The sequence below is a fragment of the Paenibacillus sp. YAE3 genome, from assembly GCF_057546105.1.
The window spans coordinates 176,056-197,124 of the sequence record NZ_BAAIYF010000002.1 but is presented as its reverse complement, the minus strand read 5'-3'; the positions used below and the strand labels follow the sequence as shown (position 1 = coordinate 197,124).

The window sequence follows — 21,069 nt, the reverse complement described above, 5'->3', positions numbered from 1 at the left end:
AAAGACAAAGAACAAGGGGAGATAGATCATGAAAAAATGGGGTATTTTAACGGTATGCCTGGTGTTGGCCGGAAGTTTGATCGCCGGCTGCGGCAATAAATCGTCCGAGCAGGACGCCGGCCAAACTGGCAGCAAAACGGAAGGGAAAACGATTGTTCTCGGAACAAGCGCCGATTTTCCGCCATACGAATTCCACAAAATGATTGACGGCAAAGACCAGATCGTCGGTTTTGACATCGAAATCGCCAAAGAAATCGCCTCCGACATGGGCGCGACGCTGGAAGTGAAGGACATGGATTTCAAAGCGCTGCTCGGCGAATTGTCCACGGGCCGCGTCGATTTCGTCATTTCCGGGATGACCCCGGACGAAACCCGCAGAAAACAGGTGGATTTCTCCAACAACTATTATAAAGCGCAGCAAGCCGTCGTCGTCCGCGAAGCAGACAAAGACAAATACAAAACGATGGACTCGCTTAAGGGCGTATCCTTCGGCATCCAGACCGGTTCGATCCAGGAAGATATCGCCAAATCCATTCCTGGGGCCCAAATCACCGGCCTCGGCAAAATCAACGACATCATCATGCAGCTGAACTCCGGCCGCGTCGACGCGTCTATCATGGAAAAGCCGGTTGCGGAAGCTTTCATTAAAAACGTCAAAGGTCTGACGATTGCCGAAGCCGTGCCGGAATACGAAGAAGACGGTTATGCCATCGGCGTGAAAAAAGGCAACAAAGAGCTTCTCGACCAGATCAACAAAACGCTGGACCGCCTCAAATCGGAAAACAAAATCGATCAATTCGTATCCGAGGCAAGCGACCTCGCCGCGCAAAAATAAATTCGGCGACATAATAAATAGGCACGGAGGAAAAATATGCGGAAGCCATTTCCGCTATTTTTTCTGCCCCGGGGTGCCGGCGGCATGTCGAATCTATGAGGGATTCCGTGCTGCTTAATAAGCTCCGGTCCCAGTAATATAAGGAGGAACAGACCGTTACATGGACATTTTTAATATTTTTTGGACGTATCGCTCCTATTTCTTCACGGGAGTTCAATACACGCTGCTGCTTGCGGTCATCGGCGTTTTTTGCGGTTTTATACTCGGCATGCTGGTTTCGCTGCTGCGGATGTCCCGGATTCGGGTTCTTCGCTTCATCGGATCCATCTGGGTTGAGTTTTTGAGGGGAACGCCGATGCTCGTGCAGCTGTTCATCATCCATTACGGGCTCGTCTCGTTCGGCATCAAATTTTCAGCCATTGAGTCGGGCGCGATTACGTTAACGATCAACAGCTCCGCTTATTTGGCGGAAATTTTTCGGGCGGGCATTCAAGGCGTCGACAAAGGGCAGGCCGAAGCCGCCCGTTCGCTCGGGATGAGCAAAGCCATGACGATGAGGCATATCGTCCTTCCACAAGCTGTTAAAAGCGTGCTGCCGGCGATCGGCAACGAATTCATTACCATTATCAAAGAATCTTCGATCGTGTCCTTTATCGGGGTCGGCGATTTGATGTATCAAGCCGGGGCCGTCAACACCATCACGTATGATTACCTTAAACCGCTGCTGATCATCGCCGTGATTTATTTCATCATGACGTTTTTGCTTTCCAAGCTGCTTGGTTTGTTCGAAAGGAGGTTGAGAACGGATGATCACCGTTAAAGATCTGCATAAATCGTACGGAAAACTGGAGATTTTGAAAGGCGTCGACATCGAAATCGCAAAGGGGGAGGTCGTCGTCGTCATCGGCCCGAGCGGATCGGGGAAAAGCACCTTCCTCCGCTGCCTGAACTTGCTGGAAGTTCCCACGAGCGGCGAAATCATGTTTGAAGGCGAGTCGATCACCGGAAAACGGCATAACATCAACCTGACCCGCGAAAAAATGGGCATGGTGTTCCAGCAGTTTAACCTGTTCCCGCATAAAACGGTGCTGCAAAACATTACGCTGGCTCCGGTCAAAGTGAAAAAGATGCCGCAGGGCGAAGCTGAAAAAATCGCGATGGACCTGCTGCGGACCGTCGGGCTGGAAGACAAAAAGGATGCTTATCCTTCCCAGCTTTCCGGAGGGCAGAAGCAGCGGATCGCCATCGCGCGGGCGCTGGCCATGCAGCCTCACGTGATGCTGTTCGACGAACCGACGTCGGCGCTGGATCCCGAGATGGTCGGCGAGGTGCTCGAGGTCATGAAAAAGCTTGCCGAAGGCGGCATGACGATGGTCATCGTGACGCACGAGATGGGCTTCGCCAGAGAGGTCGGGGACCGCATTATCTTTATGGACGGCGGTAAAATCATGGAAGAAGGAACGCCTGCCGAGGTGTTCAACAATCCGCAAAATCCGCGAACCAAAGACTTTTTGAGCAAGGTACTATAGAGAACCCATATTTCAAGCTTCGGGCTTCGTTTCCTGCCCGGGGCTTTTTTTGTGCGATTGTAACTTTTGCTTCATTTTTTTTGAAATCTTTTTGCGCGAAAACGCCTTGATAATGGCACTTTTTTGGTGGAAGATTGCAATTTGGTAACATTTTCATGCGCACAGGTTACAAAATTGTGATATATTGAATGAGCCAAAACTTTGGAACGAAAAGTGCGGGGGACCATTTCCACCGTGAATCACCATGTTCACTTGGGGTGAATCGTATTCGATCGTAGGGTTGTCTCCTCAATCCGAACCCGACAGCTAACCTCGCAGGCATGAAGGATTTTAAGGAGGAACTATGAAAAAGAGATTTATGAAAATGAAGTTTTTTGCAGCGGCGCTTGGCATCGCATTGGCGGTACAGGCCGTGCCGGTCCATGCGGATTCCGTCCATGTAGCCAAGGAAGGCGACACTTACTATACGCTTTCGAAACAATACGGCGTGAACCTGAACCAATTGATGAACGCAAATCCGAACATACCGGCAACCAACATTTACGCCGGATTGAAGCTGAACATACCTGCAAGCGAAACGATGAAAGCCTATGCCGATCCTGCTCCGGTGGCGATTTCAGCATCGCTTAACGTCGATTCCGGCGAAAAAGTCGTCGAAGCTTGGGGCAAGACCTTCGCTTATAACAAAACGCTGAAAGTCAAAGCGACGGCATATTCCTCGGCCGCCAGCGAAAACGGCAAATGGGGAGCCGTCGACTATTTCGGGAACCCCTTGGAGCTCGGCACGATCGCGGTCGACCCGTCCGTCATTCCGCTCGGTACGAAAGTGCTCGTAACGGGGCACAGCTTCCCGGGCCTTCCGAAAAAAGCATTCGTGGCGACGGCCAGCGATACCGGCAGCGCGATCAAAGGCAACCGCATCGACATTTTCGTGCCGGGAAGCCCTCAGTCGGTCAGCAACTTCGGTTTCCAGGACGTCGAACTGTATTTCATTAAATAAGATGGCATCCCGTCATCTGCCAATATACCGGAACGCTAAAACAGCCTCTGCGATGAATTCGCGGAGGCTGTTTTGCGATTGAAGCCGTCATTTGTCTTTTTGGATTTTCAGCAGCTTCGGCACGGTCACGAACGTGTATCCCTTTTGCTTCAGTTCGCGAATGACTTCCGGCAAGGCTTCGATCGTTCCGGTCAAATCGGAAGTGCTTCCGCCTCCGGCATGCTGCAGGATGATGGAGCCTTGCCCGGCCGCGGTCATGATGTTTTTTTTGACGGTGTTTTTGCCGATGCCTTTCCAATCCAGCGAATCCACGTTCCAGTTCACGATTTTGTATCCTTCCCGCTTAGCCCAGCGCAGCTGGCTTTCGGTAATGTCCCCGTAAGGCGGCCGGATGAGCTTCGGCTTGTAGCCGGTCAGGCCGTACAAAATGTTTTCCGTTCGGATGATTTGGTCCATGTATTCGGACATGGTCAACTTGTGGAACTGGGGATGGTTGTAGGAATGATTTCCGATGACATGTCCCTCCCGCACGATGCGGGCGACAAGGTCGGGGTGTTTTTTGGCCCGGCTGCCGACGACAAAAAACGTCGCTTTCACTTTGTTTTCGGACAAGATGCGGAGCACCTGCGGCGTAAACCGGGGATCCGGGACGTCGTCGAACGTGAGGGCGATTTGCTTGACGCGGGGGCCGTGGATTTTGAACGTATCCGGATATTTTTTGATCAGCTGACCCAAGGTCAGCGTCTGGTTCTCCTGTCCTTTTTCCGCCCGGCTGGTTGCGCCGGTTTCCTTGGCGGGATGGGAGGGAGAGGGTTCTGTCAGCTTTGCCGCTTGAAGGCCGGGGTCTGGGCAAAGGAGGCTGATCAGAAGCAGCCCCAAACAGGCTTTGCCGAGATAGGCGTTTCTCATAACGGTAATCGGCTCCTTTCGGCGGTGTGCTCATAAATGAAACGGTCTCTACTGTTATGTCCCGAATTGGAAGGAATTATGATGGATGGGCCAAATCCATGCCGCATATTGCCAACATTCCGGGCCGAAGGTGTATAATAATGTGTGCAAACTTGTCCTGTTGAGCAAGATATAGGCATAACCACAAGACTAAAGCTCGCTGAAAGGAGACTTAAGCATGGCGGATTTATTTACACCTTACGTATTAAAGGGATTGTCATTAAAAAATCGGATCGTGATGCCTCCGATGTGCCAATATTCGGTACAGGCTGAAGATGGCGTTCCTAACAACTGGCATTTTGTGCATTATGTTTCCAGGGCGGTCGGCGGAACAGGACTGATCATCGTCGAGATGACGGCAGTGCATCCGGATGGGCGCATCACGAACCGGGATACGGGAATTTGGAGCGACGAGCAGATCCCCGCATACCGCAAAATCGTAAACGAAGTACATACGTACGGCACGCGGATCGGCATTCAGCTGGGGCACGCCGGACGAAAAGCCGAAGACGCGAACCCGCCGGTAGCGCCTTCCGCGATCCGTTTTGACGAGAAATACCGCACCCCGCGGGCGCTGACCACCGAAGAAGTGAAGGAACTTGTGCAGGCTTATAAGGAAGCTGCGAGAAGGGCCGTGGAAGCGGGCTTCGACACGGTTGAAATCCACGGCGCGCACGGGTATCTGATCCATCAATTCCATTCGCCGCTGACGAACCGGCGCGATGATGCCTACGGGCAGGATTTGCCCCTTTTTGGCGAGGAGGTCGTCAAAGCCGTCAAGGAGGCGGTGCCCGAAGAGATGCCCGTCATTATGCGCGTTTCTGCGCAGGAGTACGTCGACGGGGGATACGGCATAGAATACATTGCCGAAGTATGCCGCCGGTACCGGGATGCGGGAGTGGATATTTTTCACGTGTCGTCCGGTGGGGAAGGTCCGGTCGGTTCCAACGGAGGGCCGAAATCCGGTCCCGGTTACCAAGTGAATCTGGCCGAACAGCTGAAGGAAAAGCTGAACGTGCCGGTCATTGCCGTCGGACGGCTTGAAGGTTTCGAGGATGCCCAGAACGTGGTGCTGAACGGGCAGGCGGATTTGGTCGCGGTCGGCCGCGGCATGCTGAAGGACCCTTATTGGGCGTTGCATGCTTCGCAGGCGCTGGAGGGCAGCGCCAAAATTCCGAAACAGTACCTTCGCGGTTTCTGAGAAGCGAAAAAATTTTTTTCGATTTTTGAAACGACTTCGGTTTTGCGCCGTAAAAGAATATCATAAAGAACAAACTCAAACCTTTTAGGAGGAAATGACACGATGGCAATTTTTAAAAGATTACGCGACCTGACGATGTCCAACATTAACGCTATTATCGATAAAGCGGAAGATCCGGTGAAAATGACCGACCAATACATCCGCGATATGACGGAAGATCTTGAGGATGCGGAGAAAGCGGTAGCCGCGCAAATCGCGATCGAGAAAAAATTCAAGCAGCTCTACGAAGAACAACAAGCGCTCGTCGAAAAGCGCACCCAGCAAGCCCATACGGCCGCACAGGCCCAAAACGTGGAACTGGCGCGCCGCGCCCTGGAAGAAAAGAAAGCCGCGGAACAAAAAATGGCGGAATACAAAGCAAGCTACGACCAAAACAAAGCTGCTGCCGACAACCTTCGGAACAAGCTGGACGAAATGCGCAAACAGCTGACCGAAATGAAAAACAAGCGCGAGACGCTGGTAGCCCGTTATAACGCAGCGAAAGCGCAAACCGAAATCAACAAAGCGATGCAGGGCTTCAGCACGGACAGCGCTACAAGCGGCATGAAGCGCATGGAAGAAAAAATGCTGCAAATGGAGGCGCAAGCCGAAGCAAGCAACGAAATGTCCTCCAAAGGCAAATCCCTTGACGACGAGTTCGAACAGCTCGGCAAAGACAAAGCCGTGGAAGACGAGCTTGCCGCTCTGATGAAACAATACGAAAACAAGTAATACCGTCCGTAATTGAAGCGTAAGTTTGTAAAAGCAGCGAAGGGGATTGTGCACCATCCATGTCCCCCTTCGCTGCTCTGTTGTAACAACGAAAAAAGCTGACCTGTGGAGGCACGTGTCAATGGATTTTAACACGATTATGGCGATCCTCGTTTGGACAGGATCCGGAGCCCTGCTCCTGTTTATTCTTATGTTTGTGGACTCGCTGTTCACGAGATACAAGGACTTTGAGGAAGTCAAGGCGGGCAACATGGCGGTGACGACAAGACTTGTGCTGAAGCTGCTTGCGCAAGGTTACATTTTGTCCGCGTCCATTAGCACATCCAACAATTTGCTGGATGCCATCATGGTTTCCATCATTTCGTTCCTGATCTTGCTTGTATTGGAGGCCATCGTCCGGGTGCTTCTCCGGGTATGGGCCAAACTGGAGCTGGACGTCGGCACGCAGCAGGGAAAGATCGGTTACGGCTTGTTTGCAGGTTCGCTCCATCTGGTGGGGGCGTTAATTATTACCGCCTGCCTATAATTTAGAGTTTCGTCGCAGACTAAGTATGGAACGTAAGGAGTTATCACATTATGAGCGTATTTAAACGTATCGGCAACCTGTTTGCCAAACCCGAGCCGCCGAAAGCGGAAAAAAGCATGCTTTCCCTGATGCCGGGGGATATTTGCGAAGTGTCCCTGGTGACGTACGAAGTGACGGGAAGGGTCCATAACCGCGGACGCAACGCCGTTGTTCTTACGCTTCAGGACGGCAACACCATCATGTATTTGCACATCGAAGAGCGCGAAACGCTGCAGTATGCGCTGTACAGTCCGCTCGACGGACGGCTCGACAATCCGAGCGAGGTTCCGACTGAGCTGGAATTGGACGACAACGTTTTTTATCTGGAAGAAGAATACGAAGGCCATGTCATGATCAGCGGCAAAACGCCGTTTACCCAAAGCGGAGCGCAACACGTTTGGCAGTACCAATCGGACGATTACCGGCTGGTGCGGATCGAATGGCAGAACGGGCGTTTCATGCTTTACGAAGGAGAGAAAGTGCTGCCGGGAGACGTAAGGGTCATCCGGGCCAATTAGGAGTGATCGTATGAAAGGACGACACGGGCGGTCGCTGCTCAGCTTGAAAATCCTGCTTGTCATCAGCCTTGTCATGTCGCTTTTGACCGGGTGCGGAATCGGCGCTCCGAACGTGAAGGAAACGTATCCTTTGGAATCGGTGAACCGAAGCGGCAATGCGACCTCGTACGTATACCGCGCAGCGGATAAAACCGTCCCGGAAGTAGCGAAGGAACTATCGGACGAGAAAACGCCGGACCAAATGTCCAAAGAGGACGCCGAGCACATGTTTCTCGTTTACGGCCATGATTATTATCATCTGCAAAAGGATCCCAAAAAGGCAACCGACACGCTGATCGAAGTGGATTCCCAGGAATACGTCCAGAAAAACTACGATTCAAGCTTCCTGCAGGGTTATCTGACGGCAGCGCTCATCGGGCATCTATTCGACTCGTTCGGCGGGGGCGGTGGATACCGGGGGTATTCCAGCCGCGACATTTACCAGCCGAAGCAAGGGACGTACCACGCCCCGACTTCCAGCGACAAAAAGGTAGCGCCTCCGCTGACGGTGGAGAAAAAGGGTTCGATCTTCCGCCGGGGTTCGAGCGGAGGGGATTCGAGCGTCGGCTCGGGGGGCAGCATCTTTGACCGCAAACCGGATTCGACCACCCCATCGAGGGGGAAAATATCCCGCGGAGGCGGGTCGGGCGGCTTGTTTGAATCACCGAAAAAGTCGTACACCAAGCCGAAAACGAGGGTCGGTTCGGGAAAAATAACGCGAAGGTCGCGGAGATGACGGGAAAAGCAACGCACGAAGCATGGATTCGTGCGTTTTTTTGTGTCATGATAGAGGCATGAGTGTATTGGGTGAACGAGAAGAGGAAGGTGTTTTACGACATGAACATGCAAACGAAAGACGAACGCGATAAATTCCATCGCAAACCGCTGCAAGTCAAGGCCGCCCAGCAATTGCTCGCGGCGTACGGGAAACCCGGTCCCATCGAAACGGTTCCTTTGGAAGAAAGCGATGGCCGGTATTTGGCGGAGGAAATCCGGGCCCCGCATCCGTTTCCGCGTTTCCGCCGTTCCGGCATGGACGGGTACGCCGTCCGATCGGAGGATACGGCAAGCGCCGGCTCGGATCGAATGGTCTGGCTGGACGTCATCGACGAGATCCCTTGCGGCTCCGTCTCCGGGAAAACGATCACGCCGGGAACCGCGGCCCGCATCATGACGGGAGCCCAGGTGCCGGAAGGCGCGGATGCGGTGGTGATGCTGGAAATGACCGAGCTTCGCGAACATGGGGGACGGGTGCAAATGGGACTCAAGCGAAGCATCGAACCCGGGAAAAACGTGACGCCGATCGGCTTTGAAGTGCAGGAAGGGGAGATCCTGCTCCGTCCCGGACGCCGGATCCAGGCCGGCGAAATTTCGGTGCTCGCTTCGTTTGGCGTTCATCGGGTGCCCGTCTATCGGAAACCGCGCATCGCCATTTTTTCGACCGGCTCCGAACTCTTAACCGTGGACGAGCCGCTTCAGCCGGGAAAAATCCGCAACAGCAATACGTATATGTTAGCCTCCCAGGTGCGCGCGGCCGGTGGCGAGCCGTTTATATTGGAAGCCGTCATGGACGAGCTCCCGCTTGCCAAAGCCAAGGTGGAAAAAGCGCTGCAGGAATATGACGCGGTCGTGACAAGCGGCGGCGTGTCCGTCGGCGACTACGATATCATGGGCGACTTCGTGCGGAGCGGCAGCGTGGACATGCTGTATAACAAAATCGCGATGCGTCCCGGAAGCGTCACGACGGCTGCGGTGAAAAACGGAAAGCTTTTGTTTGCCCTATCCGGCAATCCCGGGGCGTGTTTCGTCGGCTTTGAGCTGTTTGTGCGGCCATTCATCCAGCAGGCGCTGGGAAGCGAGCAGCCTTATCTTACGGAATGGACGGCGGTGCTGGACCGCGACTATACGAAAGTGAACGCTTTTACGCGTTACGTTCGGGGGAGAGTTGAAGCCAGGGACGGCGTGTTGTACGCCATACCGGCAGCGGTCGACGAATCGAGCGTCATGGTGACGATCAAGGACAGCGATTGCCTTATCGTCGTTCCGCCGGCCAAAGAGGCGACGCCTGCAGGCTCGAAGGTGAACATATTGATGCTGAAAGGAAACAGGCTGTGAAAAAACCGTTTGTGTGCCAAATCGTCGGCTACAAAAACAGCGGCAAAACGACGCTCGTCTGCGCGCTGGTCGAAAGGCTGAAGGCGGAGGGCCGCCGCGTGGCGGTCATCAAACATGACGCCCATGATTTCGAAATGGATCATCCGGGCACCGATTCCTACCGCCACCGGGCCGCGGGGGCAGCGGCGATCGCGCTCGTGTCCCCGCGGCAAACGGCGGTCATCCGCGAAGAAGAAACGTCTTTGGAGAAGCTCATCGAAGATTTTGGCGGCTATGAGGTCATTCTGGTGGAAGGCTTCAAGAAGGAGCGTTATCCCAAGCTTGTCATGGTAAGAAGAGCCGAAGATACGGAGCTGATTTGGGAGTTGGAAAACGTAGCGGGCGTCGTCAGTTGGCTGCCGGAGGCGCAGGTATTCCCGGCCGGGGAACCTCGCGAACATCTTGTGCGGTTTGGCAAAGACGATCATGCGGGGATCGCCGATTGGGTTATCCGGCAGGTCACCGATCCGGCTTGATTGCCGATTCGTTGGTTGGTGTGGGGGTATCCAAACTAGATATCGGGCAGTGGCTCGTCCATTCACGAGGTATTTGGCTAGCTGAAAAAAGGGAAAACCTGTTGTTAAGGTTCTCCCTTTTTTTGATATACGGATCAAGCATCCACGCGCCGTTCAATGGCTTCGGACATCGTTTTGTCGGTCAGATGGGCGTATACTTCGGTCGTTTCGGTCGAAGCGTGCCCGAGCTGTTCCTTCGTTTTGTAAATGTCGTTTTGCAAGTAATAGTCCGTGGCAAAAGAATGGCGGAGCTTATGGACCGTTAAATAAGGTTTGCCGAACCGTTTGGCGTATTTGATGATCATCGCCTGGATCGCCCGTTTCGTCATGCGTCTGCCTTCGTTTTGGCCGTTGGCGAGAGCGAGGAACAGCGCTTTTTCTTTTTTGGGCGCCTTATAGCGGGTTTGCCGCAGATTCAGGTAGGCCATCAAATCGTCTTTGGCTTGCTCCCGGAAATAAACCGGGGTTTTGAAGGTTTCGTCGTTGTTGCCCTTGCGGTAAACGTACAGCATTTTGTTGTTCAAATCGATATCGTCCACGTTCAAGTTCACGACCTCGGACACCCGCAGGCCGGAATTCAAAATGAGGCTCGTAATGCTGGCATCCCGTTCTTTGTTCAGCTCATGGGCATACAGCGCCTGTTTATTGTTTTCAACGTCCTTGGCGTAGCCTTCGAGAATGTAGCCGATAAACTCGAGCAGCTCGTCTTCTTCGAGAATTTTGCCTTTCAGCTTGGCGGCGGTATCTTTCGGTTTGTGGATCCGTTTGATTTCGATTTTTGCCATGATGTTTCGTTTCAGCAAAGGATAAAACTCCTCGTCCTCCGCAATTTGGCTTAAATAATGAAATAACGATCGGAGGGAGGAAAGCTTCCGGGACACGGTTATGCGGGAATTGGCCCCTTCCCGTTTGGTCGCCAGAAAAATCCGGTAGCTGGTGACGTTCTCCATCCGGAGCACTTCCAGCTCCTGCAGCGTAACGCCTTTGTTGTCCGATGCGCTCGAAAGCCCTTCGGAACGCAACCAGCCAAAAAACGTTTCATAGTCCCTCACATATTCGAGAAGCGTGGAGGGGGACAGATCCGGCAGCTTGTAGTCGATAAACTGCTGGACAAACCACGGCATGCCCAGTACTTTTTCGTCAAGCTTGATCCGGTCGATTTCTTTTTGTACGTTCATGCGGGCATCACCTCGAGTCTAGTTGGTCTTCACAAGATTATTTTACCATAGGATCCGTTCGGGCGGCTTGCAAGGCGCTTGAAAGATCGGGAAAAATGGTTCACCTTGCTCCGCGGCGGCCAAAGTTATATATTGGATATGATACGATCTACATACCTGCATGATAAAAAGAGGTGAATTCGTGGATTTCAGATTGGATCTCGTGCCCGCGCGGCGAAAACAGGTCATTGCCGGCCTGATGCAGCTGTATTTATATGATTTCACCCTATATACGGATTTGGAAGTGAACCAGGACGGCGTGTTTCCCGGCTATCCGGGCCTGGACGACTATTGGAGAAGGGGGACGGGGAAATATCCTTTTCTGATGACGCATGGGGGACATCCCGCCGGCTTTGCGCTCGTGGACCGTTTAACCGAATCGGAGGAAGGCGACTATTACATGACCGAATTTTTCGTTATGCAAAAATACCGCCGCTGCGGATTGGGAAGCTGGGCTGCATGCGAGCTCTTCGACCGCTTCCAGGGACGGTGGAAAGTGACCCAGGTGAAAAAAAACCTGCCCGCTCAGGCATTTTGGCGGAAAGTGATCGGCGGATATACGGATCAGCAATTCGAGGAGAAAATCCATCCGTCAAGCGGGAACGTCAGCCAATATTTTACGTCGCACAAAGTTCATGCCATAAATTAAAACAGGACAGGATGGAGAGGAGCGTTTACAGCATGTATTTGCCATCGTTTAAGCTTGAAGGAAAAACGGCGCTCGTGACGGGCGCGGGACGCGGCATCGGCCGCGCGCTTGCGGTCGGGCTGGCGGAATCGGGATGCGACGTCGCTTTGGTGTCGCGGACGGCAGCCGATTTGGAGGAAACGGCGGAACTCATCCGCAAACATACGAATGCAAAGCCTTATGTCATTCCTGCGGACATTACGGTGCGGAAGGAAATCGAAGGCGCTTTTGACAAGCTGATCGCCGAAGCCGGACGACTCGATATTTTGGTGAACAATGCGGGAATGAACATCCGCACGCCGGCGCTGGAAGTGACGGACGACGAATGGGAGACGATCATGCAGACGAATCTGAAGTCCGCGTTTATCGCGTCGCAGACGGCGGGACGTTACATGAAAGACCACGGCGGCGGCAAAATCATCAACATTTCGTCCGTCGGGGGCCATACTGCGCTTCGCACCGGCGTGGTGTACGGCTCAACCAAGGCGGCGCTGATCCATATGACGAAAATTTTGGCGCTGGAATGGGGAAAGTACGGGATTTTGGTCAATGCCGTCGGACCGTGGTATTTCCGGACGCCGCTGACCGAAAAGCTTTTAAGCGACGAACAATATTTGCAGGACATTCTCGACCGCACGCCGCTCAATCGGGTGGGACAGCTGGAGGAGGTCGTCGGGCCCGTCGTGTTCCTGGCTTCGGACGCGGCCAACTACATGACCGGGCAAACCCTCCTTGTCGATGGAGGCATGAGCATATACGGTTTTTAACGAATGGATGCTGCAGGATTGATCAGCAAGACGCTCTCGCCGGAAGGATACCTGGTTCACATCACGTATGATGAATAAGGAGGCTGGAAGATGGAAAAGCGTATTTTTGGCAAAACGGGGATGGAAGTCAGCATTCTTGGCTTCGGCGGCTCGGAAATCGGGTCCGAAACCGACTTGGCCAAGGTTGAAAAGCTGCTGAACGAAGCGCTGGACGCCGGACTGAACGTCATTGACACGGCGGAATGCTACGGCGACAGCGAGGAACTGATCGGCAAGGCGTTATCCCGCCGCAGGGACGATTATTATTTGTTCACGAAATGCGGCCATTCGGCCGGTTTCGAAGACGAGGACTGGAACCCCGCGATGCTGGAAAAAAGCATTGACCGCAGCCTGAAGCGACTCCGCACGGATTACGTGGACGTCATCCACCTGCACAGCTGCTCGGAAAAAATACTGCGCCAAGGCGCGGTGATCGAGGTGCTGCAAAAGGCGAAGCAGCAGGGGAAAACACGGTTTATCGGCTACAGCGGCGACCGGACCGATGCCCGTTACGCGGTGCAAACCGGCTTGTTCGACAGCTTGATGATATCGCTCAACATTGCCGACCAGGAAGGGATCGATTTGGTGCTGCCGGAGGCCGTGGAGCGGCAAATGGGCGTGGTCGCGAAAAGGCCCGTGGCCAATGTCGCCTGGACATACGAGACGTTGTCCGAAAAAGCATATCCTTACGTCTACTGGCAACGGCTGAAAGAGCTCGGATATGACTTCCTGGCGGATCATGATCGGGCCGTCGCAACGGCGCTCCGTTTTGCTTTGACCGTGCCCGGCGTGCATACGGCGGTGGTCGGCACGCAAAAGCCGGGAAGATGGGCGGAAAACGCGGAGCTGCTGCGCACGAGCACGTTGTCCGGCCCGGAATACGAAAACATACGTGCCCGCTGGAAGCAGGTCGCCGGAGAAGATTGGGTGGGTAAAACCTGATCGGCCGGCGGGCTGACGAATGCGCAAAAAAGCGGCCTGCTAGGGCCGCTTTTTTGTTTGCAGGCGGGGCATACGGACACGGGGGCCGGTCCTTTGATTAATATTTCAACATATGAAAAATTCACAATAGCTAAAAGAGATCAGGGCAAAGGAGGAATACGATGGGGACGTTGTGGAAGGGCGGCACCATCTACACGATGTTGCGGGAATCCCATACGGTGGAAGCGGTGTACACCGAAGGCGGAGCGATCCGGGATGCCGGGCGGTTGGACGAGCTGGAAAGAACATATCGCGGAAAGATCGATGAGGTTCGGGATTTGGGAGGCGCGGCGATGTTCCCGGGATTCGTGGACAGCCATATGCATTTGATCGGTCACGGCGAAACCTTCCTCAAGCTCCAGCTGGGAGGCTGCCGCAGCCGAGATGAAGTGCTCGAAGCCGTTAAGAAACAGGCGTCGGTGCTCCCGAAAGGGATGTGGATCCTGGGCGAAGGCTGGAACGAAAACGAATGGGATGACTCCGGAAAGCCGGAGAGGGAATTTTTGGACGACGCGGCTCCTGAGCATCCCGTGCTGCTGCGCAGGGTGTGCAGGCATATGATGGCCGCCAATACGGCGGCTTTGCAGGCAGCAGGCATCGACGATGACCTGCCGGATCCGGCGGGAGGCGTGCTGGAAAGGGATGCGCACGGACGGCTGAACGGTATTTTGAAGGAGTCCGCCCAGGATCTTGTCCTCCGTGCCGTGCCGGGCCCGACGGACGAATATTTGGAAGCGGCGCTTGCGGCAGCCATCGAAGATTGCTGGGCCAAGGGGCTGACGGGCGGCCATACGGAGGATTTAAGTTATTATGGCAGCTGCAGCCGGACCATGCGCGCATTCGACACGGTGATTCATGGGCGGCAAAAACATTTCAGGGCCCATCTGCTCGTTCATCATTTGGCATTGGACGAATGGCTCGCCGCGGGACGGGGGGAGCAGATCCGGTCGCCGCTGCTCGAGTTCGGGGCCATGAAGCTGTTTGCCGACGGGGCTTTGGGCGGCAGAACCGCGCTGCTCAGCCGGCCGTACGCGGATGACCCGTCGACTTCGGGCGTCGCCGTTCATGCGGAGCCTGAGCTGGATCGCTTGGTCATGAAAGCAAGAGCTCACGGCATGGCGGTTGCCGCGCATGCGATCGGGGATGGGGCGGCGGAATTGGTGCTCGCGCATTTGGAGAAACACCCTTGCCCGGACGGGAAAAGGGATCGCCTGATTCACGGCCAAATATTGCGCCCCGGGTTGGTGGCGCGGATGAAACGGCTGCCGGTCATCACGGACATTCAGCCGAGTTTTGTCGCGTCCGACTTTCCCTGGGTCATGGAACGGATCGGCGATCCCGGGGAGAGGCTGGTGTATGCCTGGCGGACGCTGCTGGAGCAGGGCATCCCATGTGCCGGAGGTTCCGACGCGCCCATCGAAAAGGTGTCCCCGCTCGAAGGCATCCATGCGGCCGTCACCCGCACCAAACCGTTTCAGGATACCGTTTATGGCGAAAATGAGCGTTTAAGCATGTACGAGGCGATTGCGTTGTATACGAGAGGGAGCGCGTATGCCGGCGGCCATGAATCGGACCGGGGGATGATCGAAAAAGGATATGCGGCGGATTTCACGATTTTGCGCCGCGATCCGTTTCATGAAAATCCGGATGTGCTGCTGCAGGATATCGTGCAAATGACGGTAGTGAACGGAAACGTCGTGTACGAGGGCCGAGGCGGGGCGGAATAAAGGAAACATCCGAATCTCGTCCGGATCGGTTTAGCTTGCGGCAACAACCGTTAGCCATATATGATAAAATATCATCATATGAAAAATTCACAATAGAAAAACATCGTATCTGCTCACACCTTGACCATTCGATGATACCCTTATTTTTCATAGTCTCTATCTACAGCCCAAAGGTTTAAAAAAGGAGGGCAGATCTACCGCAAGATTCATAGGCGAGCCGCGCCAGGCGTCCTAATCCGTGCCTTTTGCTGCATACACATGTAGTAGAAGGGGAGAGTGATCAGGACATGGAAAAGATCGTCAAAAGGTATTTTCAGCTGAAACAGCAGCAAAAAGAAACCGAGCAGGAGCTTAAAGAGCTTCGCGATGAAATCATCGGCTATTGCAGGGAACAAGGGACGGCGGACTTCATCTCCGGGCCTTACCGGGTCAAACTTGTCTCGCAAACGCGCAAGGAATACGACGACGAGAAATTGTTCGAAGCGCTTCCGGATCTGGAAGTGTGGAAGCTGCTCTCCAAATCCGACCCCGGCAAAATCGCCGGACTGGTCAAGCTGGGGGTCGTCAAAGAAGAAGCGCTCCAAGACACGTATGAATGCAAAGAGATCACGTTGCTGCAGGTGGATCGGGTAAAATGAAAAAACGGCGGGCGTTGCGGAGAATCCTCTCCGCTGCCTGCCGTTTTTAGCGTGGTTTTATTTGGATTGCAGCTCTTGAAGAATGCGGTACAAGATGATGCCGGCTTCAGCCCGGGTCAATTTGCCTTTCGGATTGAAGGTTCCGTTCGGATTGCCTTTCAAATACCCTTTTTCAACGGCATAGGAAACGGCTCCTTTGGCCGAATCCCGGATATCGTCCCCATCCTTGAAGGCAAGATCAGAGCCTCCCCCGGTCGAACCGGCGCCTAATGCTTGAGCAAGCAATGCGGCGAGCTCCTCGCGGCTTAACGGATGGCTGGAACCTGTCTCGGCCGCGCGGTCGCTCCATGTTTTGCCCGTGCCAAGAAGCCGGTCAAGCAGGGACAGGAATTCCGCTTGCGTCACGGGGTCATTCGGTTTATAAGTATCCGTTGCGTCCTTGCCGTTCGCCAGGTAATGGGAAGCGATCACTTCGATTTCGTTTTTGGCCCAATGATGGACGATGTCGTTAAAGGTTTTGAGGGCTTCAACCGCGCTGAACGCGCCAAGTTTGGATGTTTGGAACGTGACAAATCCGGTTTGGTTATTGCCCGAAGCGGCATAGGTCCATACGCCTTCCTTGTTTTTCGCGAAGATGCCGACTTTGCCGCGGTTTTTCACCTTCCCGGCATCGAGCGCCAGTGTGATGGACACCGGGGAAGTCAGCGCCGTCGCCGGGTCGTTGATCGTCAGGGCGCCGGAAACGAAACCAGCGCTGCCGCCGGCCGGGGCTTGAATCGTTCCTGCAGCGGTACCGCTAAAGCTGAACGAGACGGAAAGCCCGTCTTTCGCCACGAAGCTTTTAAGGGTGCCGGCCGGAACGTGGATCTCAAAACCTTTGCCTTTGATGATCAATGGCTTGCCCGATTTCAGCAGCTGCTCCGTCAGCGTACTGCCGATCTTCAGGGTGAACGGATGGTAGGAATCGAACGACGCGTCGCTAAGGTCCACCGTCACGTTTTTGCTGTCCGATTTGTTGAGCTGTCCTGTCAGATATGAGGCATCAACGTTCAGTTCGGCCGTTTTTTGCTCGCCGGTACCTTTTTCAGTCAACACGCCGGCAGCCAGTTTCGTGCCGGGTGGCGTGCTTGGCGTTTGGGATGCCGATCCTCCGCCGGACCATGAACCGCCTCCGTTACCGCTGCCTGGATTCGGATCGGGATCCGGGCTGCCTGGATTCGGGTTAGGTTTCGAGCAAGGCATTCGGTTCGGCACCGGTTTTTCGGATGTTTCCACGGATGGAGCCGATTGGAATTTCTCTCTGGTGACCTTCAAGGAGCCGGATGTTTGGTTGTCCTTGGAAGGTTCAGCGGACGGGTTGCCGCCCGGCTGTTCCGATCCCTTGTCAGGCTCGGTCACCGGATTGTTTTGGTCAGGATTCTGAGAATCATACGAAACGTTCCGGTCGGTTACTTTAACTTGGATCCCGGTTAACGTCGATGCAGCAACTTCTTTTTGTTCGGCATTCCACAATTTTACATTGCTGAGATCCAGCGAGAAAATTCCGGGTTCGGATGGCGTAAACGTGAAATGGGCCAACGTGCCGGTTTTCGCCGGTTGGTCCAGCTCGAAGCCGAAAGTCACGGTTTTTTTGCCGTCGGCATGGCCGGCTGCGGCGACGTTTTGCTGCGATTCGACTTGAATGTCTTTGGCGCCCGGCGTTACTTGATTCAGTTTCAGTTCAGCATCGTACGTGACGTCGACGGTCATGCGTTGAACGTCTTCGGCACCCTCGAAATGAACGTTAACGTCAAAAGGTTCGTTCGTATACACGCTTTCTTGGACCGTAGCGAGTCCAACGGCCGTACTGCCGTCTTTTAATGCGTACTCATAGGTTTTGGCCGGCACTGCCGAACCGTTTCCGGCATCGTCGTAGACGAAGAGCTGGATTTTGTTCGATCCCTGCGTTAACGGGAACTTGACGGTAAAGTTGTCTTTAGCATCGATCGTGCCCGCAAATTCCTGGTTATTGGCCGTATCCACGACCGCTTTTACATGGACGTATTCTTGGGCGGTACCGAGATATTGCAGCAACAAGTCGTCTTCAATGCGGCCTTGCAATATGCCTTCATTTGGTTTCTCGGCATTTACCGTCACTTTCTCGGGAAGCACGGCTGTAGGCGCCGTATTGTCCAAAAGGAATGCCTTGAGCGAGTCCTCCAACAGAATCGGTTCCTCTTCGCCCACTTTGAAGACGACCGGAACTAAGGCATAAATCCCGTCAGGGTTGGCGTCCTTGTTCAACTTCGTCTCTTTTCCGTCCAAACCGATGATCGTCCCATCCCAATCAAACGAATAGTAGAACGGATCGAGTTTATTTTGGAAATCTTCTCTGTAAATTAGGCCAAGCAGCGATAAGTTATCGTCGTTCGCGGTTGGGCCAAATAGGTAGAAGCCGTAATCCTCGACCTTCTCATTCAACGAGTAATACACCGTAGCCATCCCATTGCCGCCTTCGGCCGTAGAGAGATAAATCGGATCCACTTCTACGGACGTCATGGCCGGCTGTTCGAAGGTTTCGCCGACGTATACGCTGAAAGGCACATGGAGCTGATGTCCGGTTTTCATCTGCGTGAACTGGATATGACCTTGATAGATGCCTTCCGGCGTTCCTTCCGGAATGGTTAGCGTAACCGGCAGGTCATATGAAGACTCGTTGGCCTTCAGATGGATATCGCACAGCTCGGGGATCAGCTGCAGGCCGCTGTTGCTCGCCCAATCGACGTATACGGCGTAGTGCTGGTTGCTGCCTGCGATATTATCGATGCTCAGCTTCCGTGTCACCGTCGATCCAGCCTTTAGCAGGCCGAAGGAGAGGCTGCCGGAATAGGAAGTTTGGTGCGTTTCGTCCTGAAGCGGAACCGGCAACGGCTCTTCGACTTTGACGATCGCTTGGGCATCGGCGGTATGTTTCAAATCGACGCGGCCGGCACCTTGTTCGTTTACGCCGTATGGGTTGCCTTGACGGTCTTTCATCAGCACCGCGTTGTTCGTCAACCACGCTTTGATTTGATCCGGCTTCAAGCTGAGGCCGTCTTTGCGGCTTTTCTCGAGCAAGAGCGCGGCCGAACCGGCTACGTGAGGCGTTGCCATACTGGTTCCCTGCAATTCCTCATACGCATTGGCATAGTCTCCGTCAAACGCCGGAATGGAAGATTTGATGCCGACGCCCGGGGCGGCGATGTCCGGTTTGATGCCGTAATGCGGCAGGGAAGGGCCTCTTGAGCTTAAGTCGGCGAGCAAATCCTGCTCCTTCTTGTAATTGAAGGCGACCTGATTATCTCCCTTTTCGACGGCCGCTTTCAGCTTCAGTCCGCTGTCCTGGGAAATGGTGTAGGTTGGCACGGATTGTTTGGCGCCTTCGATCGTAGCGTTGATTTCCCCCGCCGTATTGTTATAAATGATGAGTGCTTTTGCGCCGTTTTTGGCGGCGTTTTCGGATTTTTCGGCAAAAGAGATTTCGCCTCGGGAGACGAGAACCGTTTTTCCGGCGACATTCACATTTTTGTAATCATCCGCTTTGCCGAGTCCCGCGTTTACCAGCTCCAGCTTTTCATCCGTATTGTCCAGTTTGGCCGAACCGGCCGCCAGTTGGGCGTAGACCGTGCCTAAGCTGTCCGATATGAAAATAGGCGTGTTGAGCGGCGGCGTCGAAGCGCCGACCGAAATCGCCAGCTGGGCGGAAGCCGGGCTGCCCACGGTTTCGGCTCCGGGACCGTCGTTGCCGTTGGCCACGACGACGGTGACGCCGGCTAATGCGGCATTATCCACGGCGATCGAATCCGGCGTATACGGATTGTTCTGGGAGGATCCCAGCGACAGGTTGATGACGTCCACGCCGTCGCTGACCGCTTTTTCGATCCCCGCGATGACGTTTTCTGTGCTGCCCGAGCCGTAAGGGCCGAGAACGCGGTAGGCGTACAGGTCGGAAGCTGGAGCTACCCCGCGGACCCAACCGCTGCCCGTATCGGGATGTTCCGGGTTTCCGCGGCCGGCAATGGTGCCGGATACGTGCGTACCGTGGGAGGTATCGTAAGGTTTGCCGTTTTTAACCGGTTTGCTGGGATCCGGCAGCGTCTCCATCGGATCGGCATCGTTGTCCACAAAATCGTATCCGCCTTTGTAGGCATCCTTCAAGCTGGGATGGTTGTAATCGATGCCCGTATCGATAACGGCTACTTTAATCCCCTTGCCGTCATATCCCGAGTCCCACATTTCGTTTGCGCCGATGAGCGGGGCGCTTTCGTCCATGTAAGGAGTCATTTCCGGCTTCTCTTCGATCGGGAGCGCATGGACCTCCTCGTTCGGGAACACCGCCTTGACTCCGGGCAGCGTCAACAACTGGTCGACCTGATTGGCCGGCAGGGTGACGGCGTAACCGTTGAACACTTTCGAATATTCCTTGGTGAATTGGGCGGAAGTTTTGGCAAGCGCCGCGGATTTGAACTTCAGGTGCTCCTGGTTCAGTTGTGCCTGATAGCTGCCGATCGAAGAGCGTGCACGGGTCGACGGTTTGACTTCGTATACTTTCAGCGGATCGTTCTGCAGCTGAACGATGACCGAAATGGGCTCGCTGCTGTCCGATTCCTCCACCAAATTAAGAGGCTGCTTCGATGCAGAAAATGCACGAAGATCCGGCGCTTTCTGTTTTAGCAAATCCTTTGCCGTTTGCCCTTGCTTCAGCAGGGAGTCGAGACTGATTTGGGTTTGTTCCGGAAGCTTTAACCGATCCGGCGATGCGAAGACCGCGCTGGGGGAGGTGATTCCTACCGCAAGCACGGTGCTCAGCGCAAGCATGGAATAGCTGCGAACTTTAGACGGCTTTTTTCTGCTCAATTCATATCCTCCTTAGAATCGATAATGAAATGCTGCGAATGCGGCCCTCCTTTGCTCCTTTC

The 21,069-nt window shown here is 54.3% G+C and carries 19 protein-coding genes and 1 riboswitch; of the genes, 16 read left to right on the top strand and 3 right to left on the bottom strand.

Going from position 1 to position 21,069, the window contains the following annotated elements:
- Nucleotides 1–28 precede the first annotated feature (28 nt).
- From AC27KL_RS03760 to AC27KL_RS03745, 4 genes are all read left to right on the top strand, one after another.
- Nucleotides 29–835, top strand: a complete 807-nt coding sequence (locus AC27KL_RS03760; RefSeq protein ID WP_339324538.1) for a transporter substrate-binding domain-containing protein — start codon at nucleotides 29–31, stop codon at nucleotides 833–835.
- A gap of 160 nt (nucleotides 836–995) precedes the next feature.
- Nucleotides 996–1,655 carry an amino acid ABC transporter permease gene (locus AC27KL_RS03755; RefSeq protein ID WP_445164765.1) on the top strand — a complete coding sequence of 220 codons (660 nt, stop codon included), beginning with the start codon at nucleotides 996–998 and terminating at the stop codon, nucleotides 1,653–1,655.
- Nucleotides 1,642–2,364 (top strand): amino acid ABC transporter ATP-binding protein, encoded by a 723-nt coding sequence (locus AC27KL_RS03750; RefSeq protein WP_339324539.1) that lies wholly within the window; start codon nucleotides 1,642–1,644, stop codon nucleotides 2,362–2,364. Before AC27KL_RS03755 ends, AC27KL_RS03750 begins: the two co-directional genes overlap by 14 nt.
- Before the next feature lie 181 nt (nucleotides 2,365–2,545).
- Nucleotides 2,546–2,700, top strand: a riboswitch (cyclic di-AMP (ydaO/yuaA leader).
- A 7-nt stretch (nucleotides 2,701–2,707) separates the two neighbouring features.
- Complete coding sequence (locus tag AC27KL_RS03745; protein ID WP_445164766.1) at nucleotides 2,708–3,364, top strand: 3D domain-containing protein; 657 nt, start codon at nucleotides 2,708–2,710, stop codon at nucleotides 3,362–3,364.
- An 87-nt stretch (nucleotides 3,365–3,451) separates the two neighbouring features.
- Here the strand turns inward: AC27KL_RS03745 and AC27KL_RS03740 are convergent, their stop codons facing one another.
- The gene (locus AC27KL_RS03740; protein WP_339324540.1) at nucleotides 3,452–4,273 is read right to left on the bottom strand and encodes a polysaccharide deacetylase family protein; all 822 of its coding nucleotides are present in this window, start codon (nucleotides 4,271–4,273) and stop codon (nucleotides 3,452–3,454) included.
- Between the two features lie 217 nt (nucleotides 4,274–4,490).
- Here AC27KL_RS03740 and AC27KL_RS03735 point away from each other — a divergent pair, with 217 nt between their 5' ends.
- The 7 genes from AC27KL_RS03735 to mobB all read left to right on the top strand — a co-directional run bounded on the left by AC27KL_RS03735 (nucleotide 4,491) and on the right by mobB (nucleotide 10,036).
- Nucleotides 4,491–5,513, top strand: a complete 1,023-nt coding sequence (locus AC27KL_RS03735; protein WP_339324541.1) for an NADH:flavin oxidoreductase/NADH oxidase — start codon at nucleotides 4,491–4,493, stop codon at nucleotides 5,511–5,513.
- A gap of 102 nt (nucleotides 5,514–5,615) precedes the next feature.
- Nucleotides 5,616–6,284, top strand: a complete 669-nt coding sequence (locus AC27KL_RS03730) for a PspA/IM30 family protein (protein WP_036711989.1) — start codon at nucleotides 5,616–5,618, stop codon at nucleotides 6,282–6,284.
- 121 nt (nucleotides 6,285–6,405) lie between these two features.
- Complete coding sequence (locus tag AC27KL_RS03725; RefSeq protein WP_339324542.1) at nucleotides 6,406–6,810, top strand: DUF350 domain-containing protein; 405 nt, start codon at nucleotides 6,406–6,408, stop codon at nucleotides 6,808–6,810.
- Nucleotides 6,811–6,860: 50 nt separating this feature from the next.
- Entirely contained in the window at nucleotides 6,861–7,367 is a 507-nt protein-coding gene (locus AC27KL_RS03720) for a DUF4178 domain-containing protein (protein WP_339324543.1), read from the top strand.
- A 10-nt stretch (nucleotides 7,368–7,377) separates the two neighbouring features.
- A complete protein-coding gene (locus AC27KL_RS03715; RefSeq protein WP_339324544.1) occupies nucleotides 7,378–8,142 on the top strand; it encodes a DUF4247 domain-containing protein in 765 nt (254 codons plus the stop codon).
- 101 nt (nucleotides 8,143–8,243) lie between these two features.
- A complete protein-coding gene (locus AC27KL_RS03710; RefSeq protein ID WP_487168903.1) occupies nucleotides 8,244–9,521 on the top strand; it encodes a molybdopterin molybdotransferase MoeA in 1,278 nt (425 codons plus the stop codon).
- Nucleotides 9,518–10,036 carry a molybdopterin-guanine dinucleotide biosynthesis protein B gene (gene mobB / locus AC27KL_RS03705; protein WP_487168902.1) on the top strand — a complete coding sequence of 173 codons (519 nt, stop codon included), beginning with the start codon at nucleotides 9,518–9,520 and terminating at the stop codon, nucleotides 10,034–10,036. The genes AC27KL_RS03710 and mobB overlap by 4 nt, the downstream gene beginning before the upstream one ends.
- A 134-nt stretch (nucleotides 10,037–10,170) precedes the next feature.
- On the opposite strand, the gene xerS is transcribed toward mobB, so the two are convergent.
- On the bottom strand, nucleotides 10,171–11,253 hold the full coding sequence (xerS, locus tag AC27KL_RS03700) for a tyrosine recombinase XerS (protein ID WP_339324547.1): 1,083 nt from the start codon (nucleotides 11,251–11,253) through the stop codon (nucleotides 10,171–10,173).
- A 160-nt stretch (nucleotides 11,254–11,413) separates the two neighbouring features.
- Between xerS and AC27KL_RS03695 the strand changes: the two genes are divergently transcribed.
- From AC27KL_RS03695 to AC27KL_RS03675, 5 genes are all read left to right on the top strand, one after another.
- A complete protein-coding gene (locus AC27KL_RS03695) occupies nucleotides 11,414–11,941 on the top strand; it encodes a GNAT family N-acetyltransferase (protein ID WP_487168901.1) in 528 nt (175 codons plus the stop codon).
- Between the two features lie 32 nt (nucleotides 11,942–11,973).
- Nucleotides 11,974–12,747, top strand: coding sequence for an SDR family NAD(P)-dependent oxidoreductase (locus tag AC27KL_RS03690; protein ID WP_487168900.1), 774 nt, complete (start codon nucleotides 11,974–11,976; stop codon nucleotides 12,745–12,747).
- Between the two features lie 90 nt (nucleotides 12,748–12,837).
- Entirely contained in the window at nucleotides 12,838–13,728 is an 891-nt protein-coding gene (locus tag AC27KL_RS03685; protein WP_339324549.1) for an aldo/keto reductase, read from the top strand.
- Nucleotides 13,729–13,889: 161 nt separating this feature from the next.
- Entirely contained in the window at nucleotides 13,890–15,494 is a 1,605-nt protein-coding gene (locus tag AC27KL_RS03680; RefSeq protein WP_487168899.1) for an amidohydrolase, read from the top strand.
- 287 nt (nucleotides 15,495–15,781) lie between these two features.
- Nucleotides 15,782–16,132 carry a hypothetical protein gene (locus tag AC27KL_RS03675; protein ID WP_339324551.1) on the top strand — a complete coding sequence of 117 codons (351 nt, stop codon included), beginning with the start codon at nucleotides 15,782–15,784 and terminating at the stop codon, nucleotides 16,130–16,132.
- Nucleotides 16,133–16,189: 57 nt separating this feature from the next.
- On the opposite strand, the gene AC27KL_RS03670 is transcribed toward AC27KL_RS03675, so the two are convergent.
- Nucleotides 16,190–21,007, bottom strand: coding sequence for a S8 family serine peptidase (locus tag AC27KL_RS03670; RefSeq protein WP_487168898.1), 4,818 nt, complete (start codon nucleotides 21,005–21,007; stop codon nucleotides 16,190–16,192).
- Nucleotides 21,008–21,069: the final 62 nt, after the last annotated feature.